Annotated in this window: 13 protein-coding genes; 12 read left to right on the top strand and 1 reads right to left on the bottom strand. The window is 70.7% G+C overall.

Annotated elements, in window-relative coordinates:
* Positions 1 to 136 precede the first annotated feature (136 nt).
* Complete coding sequence (locus ACFP2T_RS21115; RefSeq protein ID WP_377424343.1) at positions 137 to 1,438, top strand: phospholipase D-like domain-containing protein; 1,302 nt, start codon at positions 137 to 139, stop codon at positions 1,436 to 1,438.
* 25 nt (positions 1,439 to 1,463) lie between these two features.
* Here the strand turns inward: ACFP2T_RS21115 and ACFP2T_RS21110 are convergent, their stop codons facing one another.
* A complete protein-coding gene (locus ACFP2T_RS21110) occupies positions 1,464 to 2,867 on the bottom strand; it encodes a tetratricopeptide repeat protein (protein WP_377424342.1) in 1,404 nt (467 codons plus the stop codon).
* A 152-nt stretch (positions 2,868 to 3,019) separates the two neighbouring features.
* Between ACFP2T_RS21110 and mqnC the strand changes: the two genes are divergently transcribed.
* The 11 genes from mqnC (at position 3,020) to ACFP2T_RS21055 (ending at position 15,900) form a co-directional block, all read left to right on the top strand.
* Positions 3,020 to 4,210, top strand: a complete 1,191-nt coding sequence (gene mqnC / locus ACFP2T_RS21105) for a cyclic dehypoxanthinyl futalosine synthase (protein WP_377424340.1) — start codon at positions 3,020 to 3,022, stop codon at positions 4,208 to 4,210.
* A gap of 453 nt (positions 4,211 to 4,663) precedes the next feature.
* The gene (locus ACFP2T_RS21100) at positions 4,664 to 5,374 is read left to right on the top strand and encodes a demethylmenaquinone methyltransferase (protein WP_377424339.1); all 711 of its coding nucleotides are present in this window, start codon (positions 4,664 to 4,666) and stop codon (positions 5,372 to 5,374) included.
* Positions 5,375 to 5,446: 72 nt separating this feature from the next.
* The gene (locus ACFP2T_RS21095; RefSeq protein WP_377424337.1) at positions 5,447 to 6,277 is read left to right on the top strand and encodes a hypothetical protein; all 831 of its coding nucleotides are present in this window, start codon (positions 5,447 to 5,449) and stop codon (positions 6,275 to 6,277) included.
* Between the two features lie 141 nt (positions 6,278 to 6,418).
* Entirely contained in the window at positions 6,419 to 7,696 is a 1,278-nt protein-coding gene (locus tag ACFP2T_RS21090) for a geranylgeranyl reductase family protein (protein WP_377424335.1), read from the top strand.
* A 120-nt stretch (positions 7,697 to 7,816) separates the two neighbouring features.
* On the top strand, positions 7,817 to 8,182 hold the full coding sequence (locus ACFP2T_RS21085; RefSeq protein WP_196200262.1) for an NADH-quinone oxidoreductase subunit A: 366 nt from the start codon (positions 7,817 to 7,819) through the stop codon (positions 8,180 to 8,182).
* 13 nt (positions 8,183 to 8,195) lie between these two features.
* The gene (locus tag ACFP2T_RS21080; protein WP_196200263.1) at positions 8,196 to 8,870 is read left to right on the top strand and encodes a NuoB/complex I 20 kDa subunit family protein; all 675 of its coding nucleotides are present in this window, start codon (positions 8,196 to 8,198) and stop codon (positions 8,868 to 8,870) included.
* A gap of 73 nt (positions 8,871 to 8,943) precedes the next feature.
* Positions 8,944 to 9,684, top strand: coding sequence for an NADH-quinone oxidoreductase subunit C (locus ACFP2T_RS21075; RefSeq protein ID WP_377424334.1), 741 nt, complete (start codon positions 8,944 to 8,946; stop codon positions 9,682 to 9,684).
* Positions 9,681 to 11,015: an NADH-quinone oxidoreductase subunit D gene (locus ACFP2T_RS21070; protein ID WP_377424333.1), complete on the top strand. Its 1,335-nt coding sequence runs from the start codon at positions 9,681 to 9,683 to the stop codon at positions 11,013 to 11,015. The genes ACFP2T_RS21075 and ACFP2T_RS21070 overlap by 4 nt, the downstream gene beginning before the upstream one ends.
* Positions 11,016 to 12,086, top strand: a complete 1,071-nt coding sequence (nuoE, locus tag ACFP2T_RS21065) for an NADH-quinone oxidoreductase subunit NuoE (RefSeq protein ID WP_377424331.1) — start codon at positions 11,016 to 11,018, stop codon at positions 12,084 to 12,086.
* Positions 12,083 to 13,402 (top strand): NADH-quinone oxidoreductase subunit NuoF, encoded by a 1,320-nt coding sequence (gene nuoF / locus ACFP2T_RS21060; RefSeq protein WP_377424330.1) that lies wholly within the window; start codon positions 12,083 to 12,085, stop codon positions 13,400 to 13,402. Before nuoE ends, nuoF begins: the two co-directional genes overlap by 4 nt.
* A complete protein-coding gene (locus ACFP2T_RS21055; RefSeq protein WP_377424329.1) occupies positions 13,402 to 15,900 on the top strand; it encodes an NADH-quinone oxidoreductase subunit G in 2,499 nt (832 codons plus the stop codon). Before nuoF ends, ACFP2T_RS21055 begins: the two co-directional genes overlap by 1 nt.

Below are 15,900 nucleotides of genomic sequence, written 5' to 3'. Positions count from 1 at the left end.
GCTGCTCCTGCACATTCTCTCGCGACAAGGCATGGATCGTACTTTGCCTGGGTGAGGTGTTGGACCGACGCCGGTTGATGAAAAATATCTACGCAGATCGTTGCCTCGATGAAGGATCTGTACTAACAAGGTAGCCATGAGGATGCTCCGTACGCGTCGTGTCCAGGTCCGGATCGGGCTGGCGTCCTGTGTGGCGGTCGGCCTGCTGGCGGCGGCGCTGCCCGTTCCGCCCGCCGTGGCGGCCAGCCGGATCGCACCGGCCGCGCCGGCCGGCCCGTCGGCGCCGCTCGACGCCGGTGACGGCGCGGTCATGGCGGCCGATCCGTTCTCGGCCTACACCCGGTTCAACATCCCGGCCGAGGACGGCACCCGGGACCGGACCATCGAGGACGAGCTGGTCCGGCTCGCCGACGGCGCTCCGGCCGGCGGCTACATCCGGGGCCTCATGTACAGCTGGAGTTCCCCCGTGGTGGCCGAGGCGCTCAAGCGGGCGCAGGCCCGGGGCGTGATCGTCCGGGTGGTCCTGGACGAGACCGGCGGCGGGGTGAACACCGGTGCGGACAACGCCGCGATGGCGGTGCTGAACTCGGCCAACCTCGACGACCTGGTGATCTGCGGCAAGACCTCGTCGACGGTGTCCGGCTCGACTGCCTGCATCGGCAACAAGAGCAACTCGATCAACCACAACAAGGTCTTCACCTTCTCCACCAGCGGCACGATGAAGCGGGTGGTCTTCGTCAGCTCGCAGAACCTGACCTTCAGCCAGAACAACCTGTTCAACAGCGCCCTCGTCGTGCACGAGGACTACGAGCTGTACGACCACTTCACGGCGTACTTCAACGACATGCGGGCGCAGCGCAAGAACAACGACTACTTCAACGCCGCCAACGGCTACTACAAGTCGCCGACCACGGCCGTCACCGTCTACCACTCGCCCCGGGCGGACAGCGACACCCTGGCGAACCGGCTCGCCGAGGTGGACGCGTACGCCAGCGGCTGCTCCGTGGACGTGGCGCACGCCCAGTTCACCGACGCCCGCCCGCAGGTCGCCAGCGAGCTGCGCCGGATCGGCCGGATGGGCTGCCGGGTACGGGTGGTCTACGGCTCGATGGGCAGCACCGCGTACGCCACGCTGAACGGGCAGCCGAACGTCTCGCTGAAGAAGTACTACGACGCCGAGGCCAGCAACTACGACGGCCGGGTGGTCACGCTGCACTCGAAGAACATCATCATCCGGGGCACCTTCGCCGGGGTGGCCGGGCGGAGCGTCGTCTTCACCGGCTCGCACAACGTCACCGACCCCGCGCTGACCGACCACGACGAGACGCTGGTAAAGATCGAACATCCGACCGTCTGGAACGACTTCCACAACAACTTCGAGACGCTGTGGAGCCGGGCCAAGTGCGTGAACCCGGACAACGGAAGCTGCACCACCTGACCCGCCGTCGGCCTCCGGGGCGGCGTCAGTCCTCGACCGCCCCGGAGGATCCGGGAAGGCCCCGCCGGTCACACTCGTCCGGCGCCACCTCGCGGACGAACGCGTAGGTGCTGTCGACCCAGTCGCGCTGGTCGGCATCGAGAATCAGCCCGGCGGCCAGGCCGTCGAGTTCGGCCATCGTGTCCACCGCCTCCGTCCGGCGCCCACCCTCGGCGTGCAGGCACGCCAGCTCGGTCAACCCGCCCAACAGCAGTCCCTCGCACCACTGCCGTTCGGGGGCGGGGGCGAACGCGGCGTACTGGACGAGCCGGCGGGCGATCGAGACCGCCTCGTCGCAGGCGGGCAGGGCGTCCGGGGTCGAGCCGGCCGCCCTGGCGCGTTCGGCGAGCGCCAGCAGGGAAGCGGCCAGCCTGCCCTCGTAGTACTCGGCATCGACCGCGACCAGCCGCCGGCCGGCGTCGACCGCGGTCTGCTGGGCCGCCAGCGCCGCGTCGTCGTGACCACCGAGGTCCCGGTACAGGCGGCTGAGTTCGATCGACGACTTGGCCAGGTCGTTGTCGCCGTCCGGCAGGCGTTGCCAGAGTGCGACCGCCTCCCGCAACGGGGGCACCGCCTCGATGTCGCGATCGAGTCGGCGGAGTTGCCGGGCCAGCACCACCAGTACGTGGGCCAGCTTGTCCAGGTCGTCGTCCAGCGCGTCGGTGGCGACGACCCGCCGGAGCTGGGCGACCGCCGGCCGCGCGTTCTCCACCGCCTCGGCCGGCCGGTCCAGTTCCCCCTGCCAGGACGCGACCCGGAACAGCAGGTCCGCGTAGTGCCGCCGACCCCGGGCGACGTGCAGGCGGTCCTGGATCCGTAACGTCAGCAGCGGCTGGGTCGCGGCGGTGATCGCCTCCTCGTACCGCCCGACGACGCCGAGCGCCATGGCCAGTTCGTACTGGGCCATGAACAGGGCCTTGCCGTGCCGGACCGCGAGTGGGCCGGCGAGGGACGCGTACAGCTCCGCCGCCTCCCGGACGACGACCACCGCCTCGTCGGAGTTGCCGACGGAGAGCAGGTGCCGGCCGAGCCGCCGCAGTGCCTCGGCCCGCCCCGCGCTCCGCTGGTCGCCGAACGCGGCCACCGCCGCCCGGGCGGTCGCCACCGCCTCGTCGGCGCGGGCGGCCCGGGAGAGCGCGTCCGCCAGCTGCGTCAGCGCGTCGCCCCAGTCGGCACCGGTGACGTCCCGGCCCAGCGCCACGGCCTCGGCCAGGGACTCGGCGGCGAGGTCCGGCTTCCCCTCGCGGTGCAGCCGGTCGGCCCGGTCCGCCAGCGTCCGCACCAGCTCCGGTCCGTCGGCGACCGGCCCGGGAACGGGCCGGTCGGGGGATCGCCCCGGTACGACGTCCGCCAGCCGCCGACGCAGCCGTCCCCACGTGTCGGTGAACATCCTTCGATAATCGGTGCCACCCGCAACGCGCCCCTCGTCGACGCACCCCGCGACGCCCGCCGGAGAGGGTTCCCGGCGGCCCGAGGGTGGGCCCGCCGACATCCACGGGCGGCGGGTGCTGGCCCGACCTGGCGCGGCGTACCCTCGGTTCCGTGACGTTGAGCCGGGAAATCGACAGCATCCTGCAGCGCGGCGCGGACGGTGGGCGGATCACGCCCGAGGAGGCGCTGCTGCTCTACACCGAGGCGCCCCTGCACCCGCTCGGCGAGGCGGCGGACGCGGTACGCCGGCGGCGGTACCCGGACAACATCGTGACGTACCTGATCGACCGCAACATCAACTACACGAACGTCTGCGTGACCGCCTGCAAGTTCTGCGCCTTCTACCGGGCGCCGAAGCACAAGGAGGGCTGGACCCACCCGACCGAGGAGATCCTGCGCCGGTGCGGCGAGGCGGTCGAGCTGGGTGCGACCCAGGTGATGTTGCAGGGTGGCCACCACCCCGACTACGGCGTCGAGTACTACGAGGAGCTGTTCTCCTCGGTCAAGAAGGCGTACCCGCAGCTCGCGATCCACTCGATCGGGCCGAGCGAGATCCTGCACATGGCGAAGGTCTCCGGCGTCTCGCTCGACGAGGCGATCAGCCGGATCAGGACGGCCGGGCTGGACTCGATCGCCGGTGCCGGCGCCGAGATGCTGCCCGACCGGCCGCGTAAGGCCATCGCTCCGCTGAAGGAGTCGGGTGCCCGCTGGCTGGAGGTGATGGAACTCGCCCACCGCCAGGGCATCGAGTCCACCGCGACGATGATGATGGGTACCGGCGAGACGAACGCCGAGCGGATCGAGCACATGCGGATGATCCGGGACGTGCAGGACCGTACCGGGGGCTTCCGGTCCTTCATCCCGTGGACGTACCAGCCGGAGAACAACCACCTGAAGGGGCGTACCCAGGCGACCACCCTGGAGTACCTGCGGCTGATCGCGGTGGCCCGGCTGTTCTTCGAGACCGTCCCGCACCTGCAGGCGTCCTGGCTGACCACCGGCAAGGACGTCGGCCAGCTCGCCCTGCACATGGGGGTCGACGACCTCGGCTCGATCATGCTGGAGGAGAACGTCATCTCCTCGGCCGGTGCCCGGCACCGGTCCAACCTGCACGAGCTGATCTGGATGATCCGCTCCGCCGGCCGGATCCCGGCCCAGCGGGACACGCTCTACCGGCATCTCGCGGTGCACCACACCCCGGCGGACGATCCGACCGACGACCGGGTGGTCTCGCACTTCTCCTCGATCGCGCTGCCCGGTGGCGGCGCCGGCCGGAGCCTGCCGCTCGTCGAGGCGCGCTGACCCGGCCGTAAGTATTGACCTTGGTCGAGCCGAATCGGGCGTCCCGGTTACCGTCATCCGTTCGGTCCATCGCCGGTTGGGCGGAGGGCCGATCATTTGCTCCGATCCGCTGACCTAATGGCGAGTACGCCGCTCAGAAGGCCCTCGAACCTGGACATTCTTGGAAGTCGGGGCCGGTTCATCGGTCATAACAGTTGGATCAAGGAACCGCGACGTACCACGCGCAACCGATAACGTCCGGGACGTACTTCCTGATTACCGCACCCGGTCCTGGCCGGGTAGGTCAGGATGCGTACGACCAGGGGTCGTCCTCTATCGGTCCATGAGGGCCGTTCACATAACGCACGGCATGACGGGCGAGACGGGTAACCGTCTCGCCCGTGGTGTATCCGGCGCCATGCCCGGCGCCCCCGGGCCACTCCCGCGGCCCGATGGCTGGCAGACTCGTCCGGCGTGACCCGTACCCCGTCCGGACGCCGGGCCAGCCTGGACAAGCAGCCGCACGAGGTCGCGGCGATGTTCGACGAAGTGGCGTCCCGCTATGACCTGACCAACACCGTGATCTCGTTCGGGCAGGACCGGGGCTGGCGTCGGGCCACCCTGGCGGCCCTCGACCTCAAGCCGGACGACCAGGTGCTCGACGTGGGCGCGGGCACCGGCGTCTCCACCGCCGAACTGGCCACCTCCGGGGCGTACGCGGTGGGGCTGGACCTCTCCATCGGGATGCTCCGGGCCGGGCGACGGGTCCGGCCGGAGGTGCCGCTGCTGGCCGGCGACGCGCTGCGGCTGCCGTTCCCCGACGAGTCGTTCGACGCGGTCACCATCTCGCTGGCCCTGCGGAACGTCGTCGACACCGAGGCGGCGCTCCGGGAGATGGCCCGGGTGACCCGGCCGGGTGGACGGCTGGTGGTCTGCGAGTTCAGCACGCCGACGAATCCGGTCTTCCGGACCGTCTACCTGTCCTACCTGATGCGTTCCCTGCCGACGGTGGCCCGGGCGGTGTCCAGCAACCCGGACGCGTACGTCTATCTCGCCGAGTCGGTCCGGGCCTGGCCGGATCAGGCGGGCCTGGCCGGCCTGATCGCGCGGGCGGGCTGGGAGCGGGTGGCGTGGCGGAACCTGACCGGCGGGATCGTCGCCCTGCATCGGGCGATCAAATCCTGAAGTTTCGCCGGTTGAAATGGCTTATAGTCGGTTTAATCAGCAAAGGGGCTTTTGAGCCCGTAGGCTGCGCCCATGACGGGCGCAGACCGGCAGGTCGACGGCGAGGAGCGGTCGACCGACAAAACGCCGGAGGCGGTGAATTCGCCGGAGAGCGCGAATTCGCCGCAGGCCGCGAACTCGCCAGAACCGCAGGCCGCGAACTCGCCAGAGCCTGAGGCCGTGAACTCGCCAAAATCGGAGGCCGCGAACTCGACGGAGAGCGCGAGCGACGAGGCGCCGGGTCCGGAGGCCGAGGCGGCCGAGTTGATCGCCCAGATCCGGGAGTTGGCCGGGCCCGACCCGGTCGCCGTGCGGACCGTGGTCGCCGAGGTGCTGGCCGCGCTCGACCGGGTCAGCGGCGGATCGCTCCGGGAGCAACTGCCGTACGAGAGCGAGCGGGCGACCGAAGCCGACGAGCGGATGCCGGAACTCGACGACGGCCCCTACCCGACCGATCCGGTGTCGGAGCGGGACGGGAACGGCGGCGACCTGCTGCGGGACCGCTCCTCGGCCGGCGACCCGTACGCCGCCGGATTCGCCACCCAGTCGAGCCGGTCGAACGGGGCCGGGGCGCCCCGGGCCGACGGCTTCCCGGTGGAGCCGCATCCGGTCACCCCGACCCCGCCGGAACCGCATCCGGCGCAGCCGCAGCCGGGTCAACCGCAGCCGGGTCGGCCCGGTCCGGCCGACCCGCATCCGGCGGGCCCCGGCCCGGGGGATCCACATCCGGCCGCCCCGGGACCGACCGATCCGCACCCCGTGGATCCGCACCCGGCCGACCCGCATCCGGGGGAGCCGGGACCGGTCACGCCGGGACCGATCGAGCGCCGGCCCGCGCAGCGGGACGGAGAGGATCGCGCCTGAATGCACCGCCGAACGTAGCCATCACGCCTACCTCGGCAAGTTAGGTTCACCTAACCGGTTGCCGGCCACTTCGCGGTCTTAGACTCCTCCCCGGACCAGGCTTGTGAAGCATTTCACGAGCGATCGGGAGGGGAGGCGCGGATGACGGCGATCGAAAACGACGCGGATGTCATCGTGGTGGGCGCCGGTCCGGGCGGATCGACCACCGCCTATCACCTGGCCCGACACGGCGTACGCGTACTGCTGCTGGAGAAGACCGAGTTCCCCCGCGAGAAGGTCTGCGGCGACGGACTCACCCCCAGGGCGGTCAAGCAGCTCGTCAAGATGGGCATCGACACCTCCCCCGAGGCCGGCTGGCTGCGCAACCGGGGCCTGCGGGTCATCGGCGGCGGCATCCGGCTCGAACTCGACTGGCCCGAGCTGGCCAGCTTCCCCAACTACGGACTCGTCCGGACCCGGCTCGACTTCGACGACCTGCTCGCCAAGCGCGCGGCCGGGGCCGGCGCGGAGCTGCGTACCGGGGTCAACGTGACCGGCCCGGTGCTCGACGGCTCCGGCCGGTCGATCGGGGTCAACGCCGAGATCGGCCCGGACAAGGCTCCGGCGAGCTTCCACGCGCCGCTGGTGGTGGCCGCCGACGGCGTCTCCGGGCGGCTCCCGCTGGCGCTCGGCCTCAACAAGCGGGAGGACCGGCCGATCGGGGTGGCGGTCCGTCGCTACTACCGCTCGCCGGCCAAGCACGACGACAACTACCTGGAGTCGTGGTTGGAACTGCGCAGCAAGGAGAACCCCGACAAGCTGCTGCCCGGGTACGGCTGGATCTTCGGGATGGGCGACGGCAGGGTCAACGTCGGGCTGGGCGCGCTGAACTCCTCGGCCGCGTTCGGCAAGACCAACTACCGGCGGTTGCTCACCGACTGGCTGGCCAACACCCCGGCCGAGTGGGGCATGACCGACGAGTCCAACGCGGACGGCCCGATCCTCGGCGCCGCGCTGCCGATGGGCTTCAACCGGGTGCCGCACTACACCCGGGGCGTGCTGCTGGTCGGTGACTCCGGCGGCATGGTCAACCCGTTCAACGGCGAGGGCATCGCGTACGCGATGGAGTCCGGCGAGCTCGCCGCCGAGGTGGCGGTGCAGGCGCTGGCCCGACCTGCCGGCGCCGAGCGGGAGCGCGCCCTGGCCGGATACCCCGCCGAGTTGAAGGCCCGCTACGGCGGCTACTACCGGCTCGGCAACATCTTCGTGAAGATGATCGGCAATCCGCAGGTGATGCGGATCGCCACCAAGCACGGGATGCCGCATCCGACCCTGATGCGGTTCGTGCTCAAGCTGCTGGCGAACCTGACCGATCCGCGCGGCGGTGACGCGATGGACCGGGTCATCAACGCGATGACGAAGGTGGCTCCGGCAGTGTGAACGGTCGCCGGGTCCGTGCGCGGGCCACGGCGGCACCCCGGGCAACGTCGCCCGAAGGACTGTGAATAGTGTGAATTTGGAAATTGACCGAGGGCCGGGAAGGACGAGCAGGAGAAAACGATGTCGCTCTCGCCGTACGTACCCATCATCGGGCTGTTCGCCCTCGCTGCGGGGTTCGCGCTGTTCTCCGTCGCCTCAGCCCGTCTCGCCGGCCCCCGGCGCTACAACAAGGCCAAGCTCGAGGCGTACGAGTGCGGTATCGAACCGAGCCCGCAGCCGGTCGGCGGCGGACGGTTCCCGATCAAGTTCTACCTGACGGCGATGCTGTTCATCGTCTTCGATATCGAGATCATCTTCCTGTATCCGTGGGCTGTCTCCTTCGACGTGCTGGGGACATTCGCCTTCGTGGAGATGGTGCTGTTCATCGTCGCGGTCTTCGTCGCGTACGCCTACGTGTGGCGTCGCGGCGGCCTGGACTGGGACTGAGGGAGGTCGTCAGATGGGTATCGAGGAAAAGCTCCCGGCCGGCATCCTGCTCACCTCGGTCGAGAAACTGGTCAACTGGTCCCGGAAGTCGTCCTTCTGGGGCGCCACCTTCGGGCTGGCCTGTTGCGCGATCGAGATGATGGCGGCCGGCGGGTCCCACTACGACCTCGGTCGATGGGGCATGGAGGTCTTCCGTGCCTCGCCCCGGCAGGCCGACCTGATGATCGTGGCCGGCCGGGTCAGTCAGAAGATGGCCCCGGTGCTGCGCCAGATCTACGACCAGATGGCCGAGCCCCGTTGGGTGATCTCGATGGGCGTCTGCGCCAGCAGCGGCGGCATGTTCAACAACTACGCGATCGTCCAGGGCGTCGACCACATCGTGCCGGTGGACATGTACCTGCCCGGCTGCCCGCCCCGCCCCGAGATGCTGATCGACGCGATCCTCAAGCTGCGCGAGAAGATCGGCCACGAGCCGCTCGGCCCGAACGGGCGCAAGATGCTGGAGGCGCGCCGCGCCCGGGGTGACATCCCAGTGGTCGCACCCGGTTCGATGCCGTCGTCGTACCACAACGACAAGGCCCGGCGGGCCGAGTGGACGAAGGCGGTGGCCGAGGGCCGCGAGGAGCAGCTCCGGATCGAGAACTGGATGAAGGCGCAGAACCACCTCGTCGGAAGGACCGACCGATGAGCGAGCGGAGCGAGCGAATCAGCCGGCTCAGTCTTACAGCTCATGACGTCGACGAGCGCAGCGAGGAGACGTCATGAGCGAGCCCAGCAAGCCCGGCCAGAATGGTGGCGGCGTGCCGGTGGCCCGGCCGCCGGTCGGCGCGACCAGCGGGGCGCCGGCCGAGTTCCCGCCGGCCACCGCCGCCGGGCGCGGCATGTTCGGCATCCACGGCAGCGGCGACACCTCCGGCTTCGGTGGCCTGGTCCGGCAGCGGGTCGGCGTGGTGGACAGCCCTCGGCCGTACGGCGGCTACTTCGACGAGGTCCGGGACGCGCTGGAGGAGGCGTACCCCGGCTTCGCGGACGCGATCGAGAAGATCGTGGTCGACCGGGGCGAGCTGACCCTGCACGTCCGCCCGGAGCGGATCGCCGAGGTCTGCCAGGTGCTGCGCGACGATGCCGCCCTGCGCTTCGAACTCTGCTCCTCGGTCTCCGGAGTGGACTACCTCGGCACCGACCAGCGCCGGCTGCACGTCGTCTACCAGCTCACCTCGATGACCTACCGCCGGGTGATCCGGCTGGAGGTGGCGGTGAGCGCCGAAGACCCGCACGTGGCCAGCGTCACCGCGGTCTACCCCACGGCCGACTGGCAGGAGCGGGAGGCGTACGACATGTTCGGCGTCGTCTTCGACGGCCACCCCAGCCTGACCCGGATCCTGATGCCGGACGACTGGGAGGGCCACCCGCAGCGCAAGGACTACCCGCTCGGCGGTGTGCCGGTCGAGTACAAGGGCGCCGAGATCCCACCGCCCGATCAGCGGAGGTCGTACCAATGAGCACCTCGACGAACCCGAGCTACGCCGAGTCCCGGGAGACCACCGAGGGTCGGGTCTTCACCGTCACCGGTGGCGACTGGGATTCCGTGGTCAGCGGGCACGACCCGATCAACGACGAGCGGATCGTCGTCAACATGGGTCCGCAGCACCCGTCGACGCACGGCGTGCTCCGACTGATCCTGGAACTCGAGGGCGAGACCGTCCGCGAGGCCCGGGCGGTGGTCGGCTACCTGCACACCGGGATCGAAAAGAACATCGAGTACCGGAACTGGGTGCAGGGCAGCACGTTCGTCACCCGGATGGACTACCTCTCGCCGCTGTTCAACGAGACCGCGTACAGCCTGGCGGTGGAGAAGCTGCTCGGCATCACCGACGAGATCACCGAGCGGGCCACCACCATCCGGGTGCTGATGATGGAGCTCAACCGGATCTCCTCGCACCTGGTCTGGATCGCCACCACAGCGATGGAACTCGGCGCGGTCAACGTGATGCTCTACGGCTTCCGCGAGCGCGAGTACGTCCTCGACATCTTCGAGATGATCACCGGCCTGCGGATGAACATGGCGTACGTCCGGCCGGGCGGGGTCGCCCAGGACGTGCCGGACGAGGCGATCGTCAAGATCCGCGAGTTCCTGAAGCTGCTGCCGAAGAAGCTGAAGGAATACGAGGACATGCTCTCCGGCCAGCCGATCTGGACGGAGCGCACCAAGAACGTGGCCGTGCTGGACGTGACCGGTTGTGTGGCGCTGGGCGTCACCGGCCCGGTGCTCCGCTCGGCCGGCCTGGCCTGGGACATCCGCAAGACCATGCCGTACTGCGGCTACGAGAACTACGAGTTCGCCGTGCCGACCACCGAGACCGGCGACGTCTGGGGCCGCTACCTGGTCCGGATGGCCGAGATGCGCGAGTCGCTCAAGATCGTCGAGCAGGCGCTGGACAGGCTCCGCCCCGGCCCCATCATGGTTGCCGACAAGAAGATCGCCTGGCCGGCGCAGCTCGCCATCGGGGTCGACGGGATGGGCAACTCGCTGGAGCACGTCGCCAAGATCATGGGTCAGTCGATGGAGTCGCTGATCCACCACTTCAAGCTGGTCACCGAGGGCTTCCGGGTGCCCCCGGGGCAGGTCTACGTCGGCATCGAGTCGCCCCGCGGCGAGCTGGGCGTGCACGCGGTCTCCGACGGAGGCACCCGGCCGTACCGGGTGCACTACCGCGAGCCCAGCTTCGTCAACCTCCAGGCGCTTCCGGCGATGGCCGAGGGCGGCCTGATCGCCGACGTGATCGCGGGCGGCGCGTCGCTGGACCCGGTGATGGGTGGGTGTGATCGCTAAATGACTGAGACTCAGCTCAACGGCGCGACGGCCGGACCCGGCCCAGTGCCGGGCCAGCGGACCGGCGGGCGCAGCGCGGACCTGCACGCGAAGCTGGACGACCGGGCGGCGGAGATCGTCGCCCGCTATCCGGCCGACCGGTCCCGCTCGGCGCTGCTGCCGCTGCTGCACCTCGTGCAGTCCGAGGAGGGGTACGTCTCCCCGGCCGGCGTCGAGTTCTGTGCCGACGTACTCGGACTGAACAAGGCGCAGGTCGGCGCCGTGGCGACCTTCTACACCATGTACAAGCGCCGGCCGACCGGCGACTGGCTGGTCAGCGTCTGCACCAACACCATGTGCAACGTGCTCGGCGGGCAGCAGGTCTACGACGCCCTGACCGAGCACCTCGGCGTCGGGCACGACGAGACCACTCCGGACGGCAGCATCACGCTGGAGCACGCCGAGTGCCTGGCCGCCTGCGACTACGGCCCGGTGATGACCGTCAACTACGACTTCTTCGACCAGGTCGACCCGGACAGCGCGGTCGGCGTGGTCAACGAGCTGCGGGCCGGCAACCGGCCGCAGCCGAGCCGGGGCGCCCGACTCTGCACGCTCAAGGAGATGTCGCTGCAACTGGCCGGGTTCAGCGACCCGCGCCAGGAGGCGGTGGCCGACGGCGTGGCCGGCGACCCGACGCTGCGCGGGCTGCGGCTCGCCCAGCAGCACGGCATCTCGGTGGCCGGCTACGACCCGAACACCCCGATCAAGGGCCGGGACACCGGCGACGCGTCCGCCCCGGCGACCACCCGACCGGCCGCCGCCACCGGCAGTACCGCGCCGGACGTGAAGGCCCCGGACGACAAGTCGCCGCAGGTGCGTACCGCCGAGACCCGGGCGCCGGACGCCAAGACCCCGGCACCGGACGCACCCGGCACCAAGGCGCCGGTCGACGGCGTACCGGCCGGACCGGGCGACGCCAGGGCCGCCGAGGCGGCCGGGTCCGCCGCCAACCAGCCGGCCAGCGACGGCAAGCCGGCCGGCGACGGGTCGGACGCACAGGAGCGCTCGCTCAAGGAGGCCGATAAGCAATGAGTACGACGCCTCGGCGGGAGACGCTGGAGAAGCTGACCCCGGTGCTCACCAAGCGCTGGCTGTCGCCGGACGCCTGGCAGCTCGACGTCTACCAGCGGTTGGACGGGTACGCCGCGCTGCGCAAGGCGCTCGGCGCGCATCCGGACGACCTGATCCAGTTGATCAAGGACTCGGGCCTCCGTGGCCGGGGTGGGGCCGGCTTCCCGACCGGACTCAAGTGGGGCTTCATCCCGCAGGGCGACGGCAAGCCGCACTACCTGGTGGTCAACGCCGACGAGGGCGAGCCGGGCACCTGCAAGGACCTGCCGCTGATGACCCATGACCCGCACTCGCTGGTCGAGGGTGTCATCATCGCCTCGTACGCGATCCGGGCCAACCGGGCGTACATCTACATCCGAGGCGAGGCGGTGCACGCCGCCCGGCGGCTGCGCAACGCCGTCGACGAGGCGTACCGGGCCGGCTATCTCGGCAAGAACATCCTCGGCACCGGCTTCGACCTCGACCTGGTGGTGCACAGCGGCGCCGGGGCGTACATCTGTGGCGAGGAGACGGCGCTGCTGGACTCGCTGGAGGGGTTCCGGGGCCAGCCCCGGCTCCGCCCGCCGTTCCCGGCGACCCACGGCCTGTACGCCTGCCCGACCGTGGTCAACAACGTCGGCACCATCGCCAGCGTGCCGTACATCGTGCTGGGCGGGGCCGCCTGGTGGAAGAGCATGGGCACGGAGAAGTCGTCCGGGCCGATGATCTACTCGCTCTCCGGCCGGATCGTCAACCCCGGCCAGTACGAGTGCGGGCTCGGCATCACGCTGCGGGAGCTGATCGAACTGGCCGGTGGCATGCAGCCCGGTCACAACCTGCGGTTCTGGACCCCCGGTGGCTCCTCCACCCCGCTGCTCGCCGCCGAGCACCTGGACGTACCGCTGGACTTCGAAGGGGTGGCGGCGGCCGGCTCGATCCTCGGCACCACCGCGACGCAGATCTTCTCCGACCAGGACTGCCCGGTCTACGCCACCTACCGGTGGCTGGAGTTCTACCACCACGAGTCGTGCGGTAAGTGCACGCCGTGCCGGGAGGGCAACTACTGGATGGTCCGCACCTACCGGCGGATCCTGGCCGGTCAGGGCACCCACGAGGACCTGGACACCCTGCTGGACACCTGCGACAACATCCTCGGCCGTTCGTTCTGCGGCCTCGGCGACGGCGCGACCAGCCCGGTGACCTCCTCGTTGCAGTACTTCAAGCAGGACTACCTCGACTACATCGAGGGCCGGACGGCTCCCAAGCTGTCGGAGAAGACCCTGGTAGGAGCGCACTGATGACGGACGTTGCCAAGAAGACCGACACCGTCACGCTCACCATCGACGGCATCGAGGTGACGGCGCCGAAGGGCGCGCTGCTGATCCGGGTCGCCGAACAGTTGGGCATCGAGATCCCACGGTTCTGCGACCATCCGCTGCTCGCGCCGGCCGGCGCCTGCCGGCAGTGCCTGGTCGACGTGGAGGGCCAGCGCAAGCCGGTCGCCTCCTGCACCCAGGCCGTGGCCGACGGCATGGTGGTCCGTACCCAGCTCACCTCTCCGGTCGCCAAGAAGGCGCAGGAGGGGATCATGGAGCTGCTCCTGGTCAACCACCCCCTCGACTGCCCGATGTGCGACAAGGGCGGCGAGTGCCCGCTACAGAACCAGGCGATGTCGACCGGCCGCCCCGAGACCCGCTTCCACGAGCAGAAGCGCGAGTACGAGAAGCCGATCAACATCTCCAGCCAGGTGCTGCTGGACCGGGAGCGGTGCGTACTGTGCCAGCGCTGCACCCGGTTCTCCGAGGAGATCGCCGGCGACAAGTTCATCGACCTGATGGGCCGGTCCAGCGCCGAGGAGATCAACGTCTACCGGGACGAGGTCTACGGCGGCGAGGAGGGCGACGAGGGCGACGTCCCGTTCAACTCGTACTTCTCCGGCAACACCGTGCAGATCTGCCCGGTCGGCGCGCTGACCGGCGCCCAGTACCGGTTCCGGGCCCGCCCGTTCGACCTGGTCTCCACGCCGAGCGTCTGCGAGCACTGCTCCGCCGGCTGCGCCCAGCGCACCGACCACCGCCGTGGCAAGGTCATGCGCCGGCTGGCCGGTGACGACGCGGCGGTGAACGAGGAGTGGAACTGCGACAAGGGCCGCTGGGGCTTCCGGTACTCGACCGCGAACGAGCGGATCACGAACCCGCTGATCCGGGACGCCAAGACCGGTGAGCTGCGGGAGGCCTCCTGGAGCGAGGCGCTGGCGTACGCCGCCGACGGGCTGCGCGAGGCTCGCGACTCGGGCCACGGGGTCGGCGTACTGACCGGCGGCCGGCTCACCGTCGAGGACGCGTACGCCTACGCGAAGTTCGCCCGGGTGGCACTGTCCAGCAACGACATCGACTTCCGGGCCCGCCCGGTCTCCGCCGAGGAGTCCCAGTTCCTGGCCAGCACGGTGGCCGGGGCGACCGAGGTGACGTACGCCGACGTCGAGCGGGCGCCCGCCGTCGTGGTGGTCGGACTGGAGCCCGAGGAGGAGTGCCCGATCCTCTTCCTGCGGCTGCGGAAGGCGTACTCCAAGCGGGGCCTGAAGGTGCTCGCCCTGGCGCCGTTCGTGACCCGGGGCCTGGCGAAGCTCGGCGCGACGGTGCTGACCGCCGCGCCCGGCGAGGAGGCCGGGCTGCTGGCCGGGGACGCCGCCATCGCCGAGGCGCTGCGCCAGGCGGGTGCGGTGCTGCTGGTCGGCGAGCGGCTGGCCACCGTACCGGGCGGGCTCTCCGCCGCGGCGGAACTGGCCGACCGTACCGGCGCCAAGCTGGCCTGGGTTCCCCGGCGTGCCGGGGACCGGGGTGCGGTCGACGCCGGTTGCCTGCCGAACCTGCTCCCCGGCGGACGCCCGGTGACCGACGCCGCCGGCCGGGCCGAACTGGCCGGGGCCTGGAGCCTGGCCGCCGGGGTCATCCCGAGCCAGCCCGGCCGGGACACCGACGGAATCCTCGCCGCCGCCGCGTCCGGTGCGCTCGGCGCGCTGGTGGTGGCCGGTGTCGACCCGGCCGACCTGGCCGACCCCCGACTGGCCGACGAGGCACTGGACAAGGTGCCCTTCCTGGTCAGCCTGGAACTGCGGCACAGCGCCGTCACCCGCCGCGCGGACGTGGTCTTCCCGGTCGCGCCGGTGGTGGAGAAGGCCGGCAGCTTCCTCGACTGGGAGGGCCGGCTGCGGACCTTCGAGGCGGTGCTGAACACTCCCGCGATGACCGACGGCCGGGTGCTCGACGCGATCGCCGCGCAGCTCGACGTGCAGCTCGGCACCGGAGACGTGAACAGCGTCCGCCGCGAGCTGGGAGCCCTGCCCGCGACCCGGGGCAGCCGGACCGCCGCGCCGGCCGTGGCGCCGGCCGAGCCGGCCCGACCGGGTCCGGGCGAGGCCGTGCTCGCCACCTGGCACCAGATGATCGACGCCGGCACCCTGACCGAGGGCGACCCGCACCTCGGCGGCACTGCCCGGCCCTCGGTGGTCCGGCTCGGCAAGGCCGCCGTCGAGGCGCTCGGTGTGGCCGAGGGCGACGCGGTCACGGTCGGCACCGACCGGGGCGCGCTCACCCTGCCGGTGGCGATCACCGACATGCCCGACGGCGTGGTCTGGCTGCCCACCAACTCGCCCGGCGCGACCGTGCGGCGCAGCCTCGGGGCCGCGTCCGGCACGATCGTCCGGCTGACCGTCGGGGCCGGGCAGCCGGCCGCCGACGTGGCCGGTCGTCCGGGGCCGCTGCTGAACATCACCAGCGCTGGAGGTTCCCGATGA

It is taken from the genome of Plantactinospora solaniradicis (genome assembly GCF_042658085.1).
Classification (GTDB): domain Bacteria; phylum Actinomycetota; class Actinomycetes; order Mycobacteriales; family Micromonosporaceae; genus Plantactinospora; species Plantactinospora solaniradicis.
The sequence above is the reverse complement of the archived record's forward strand: the minus strand, read 5'-3'. Positions and strand labels throughout refer to the sequence as shown.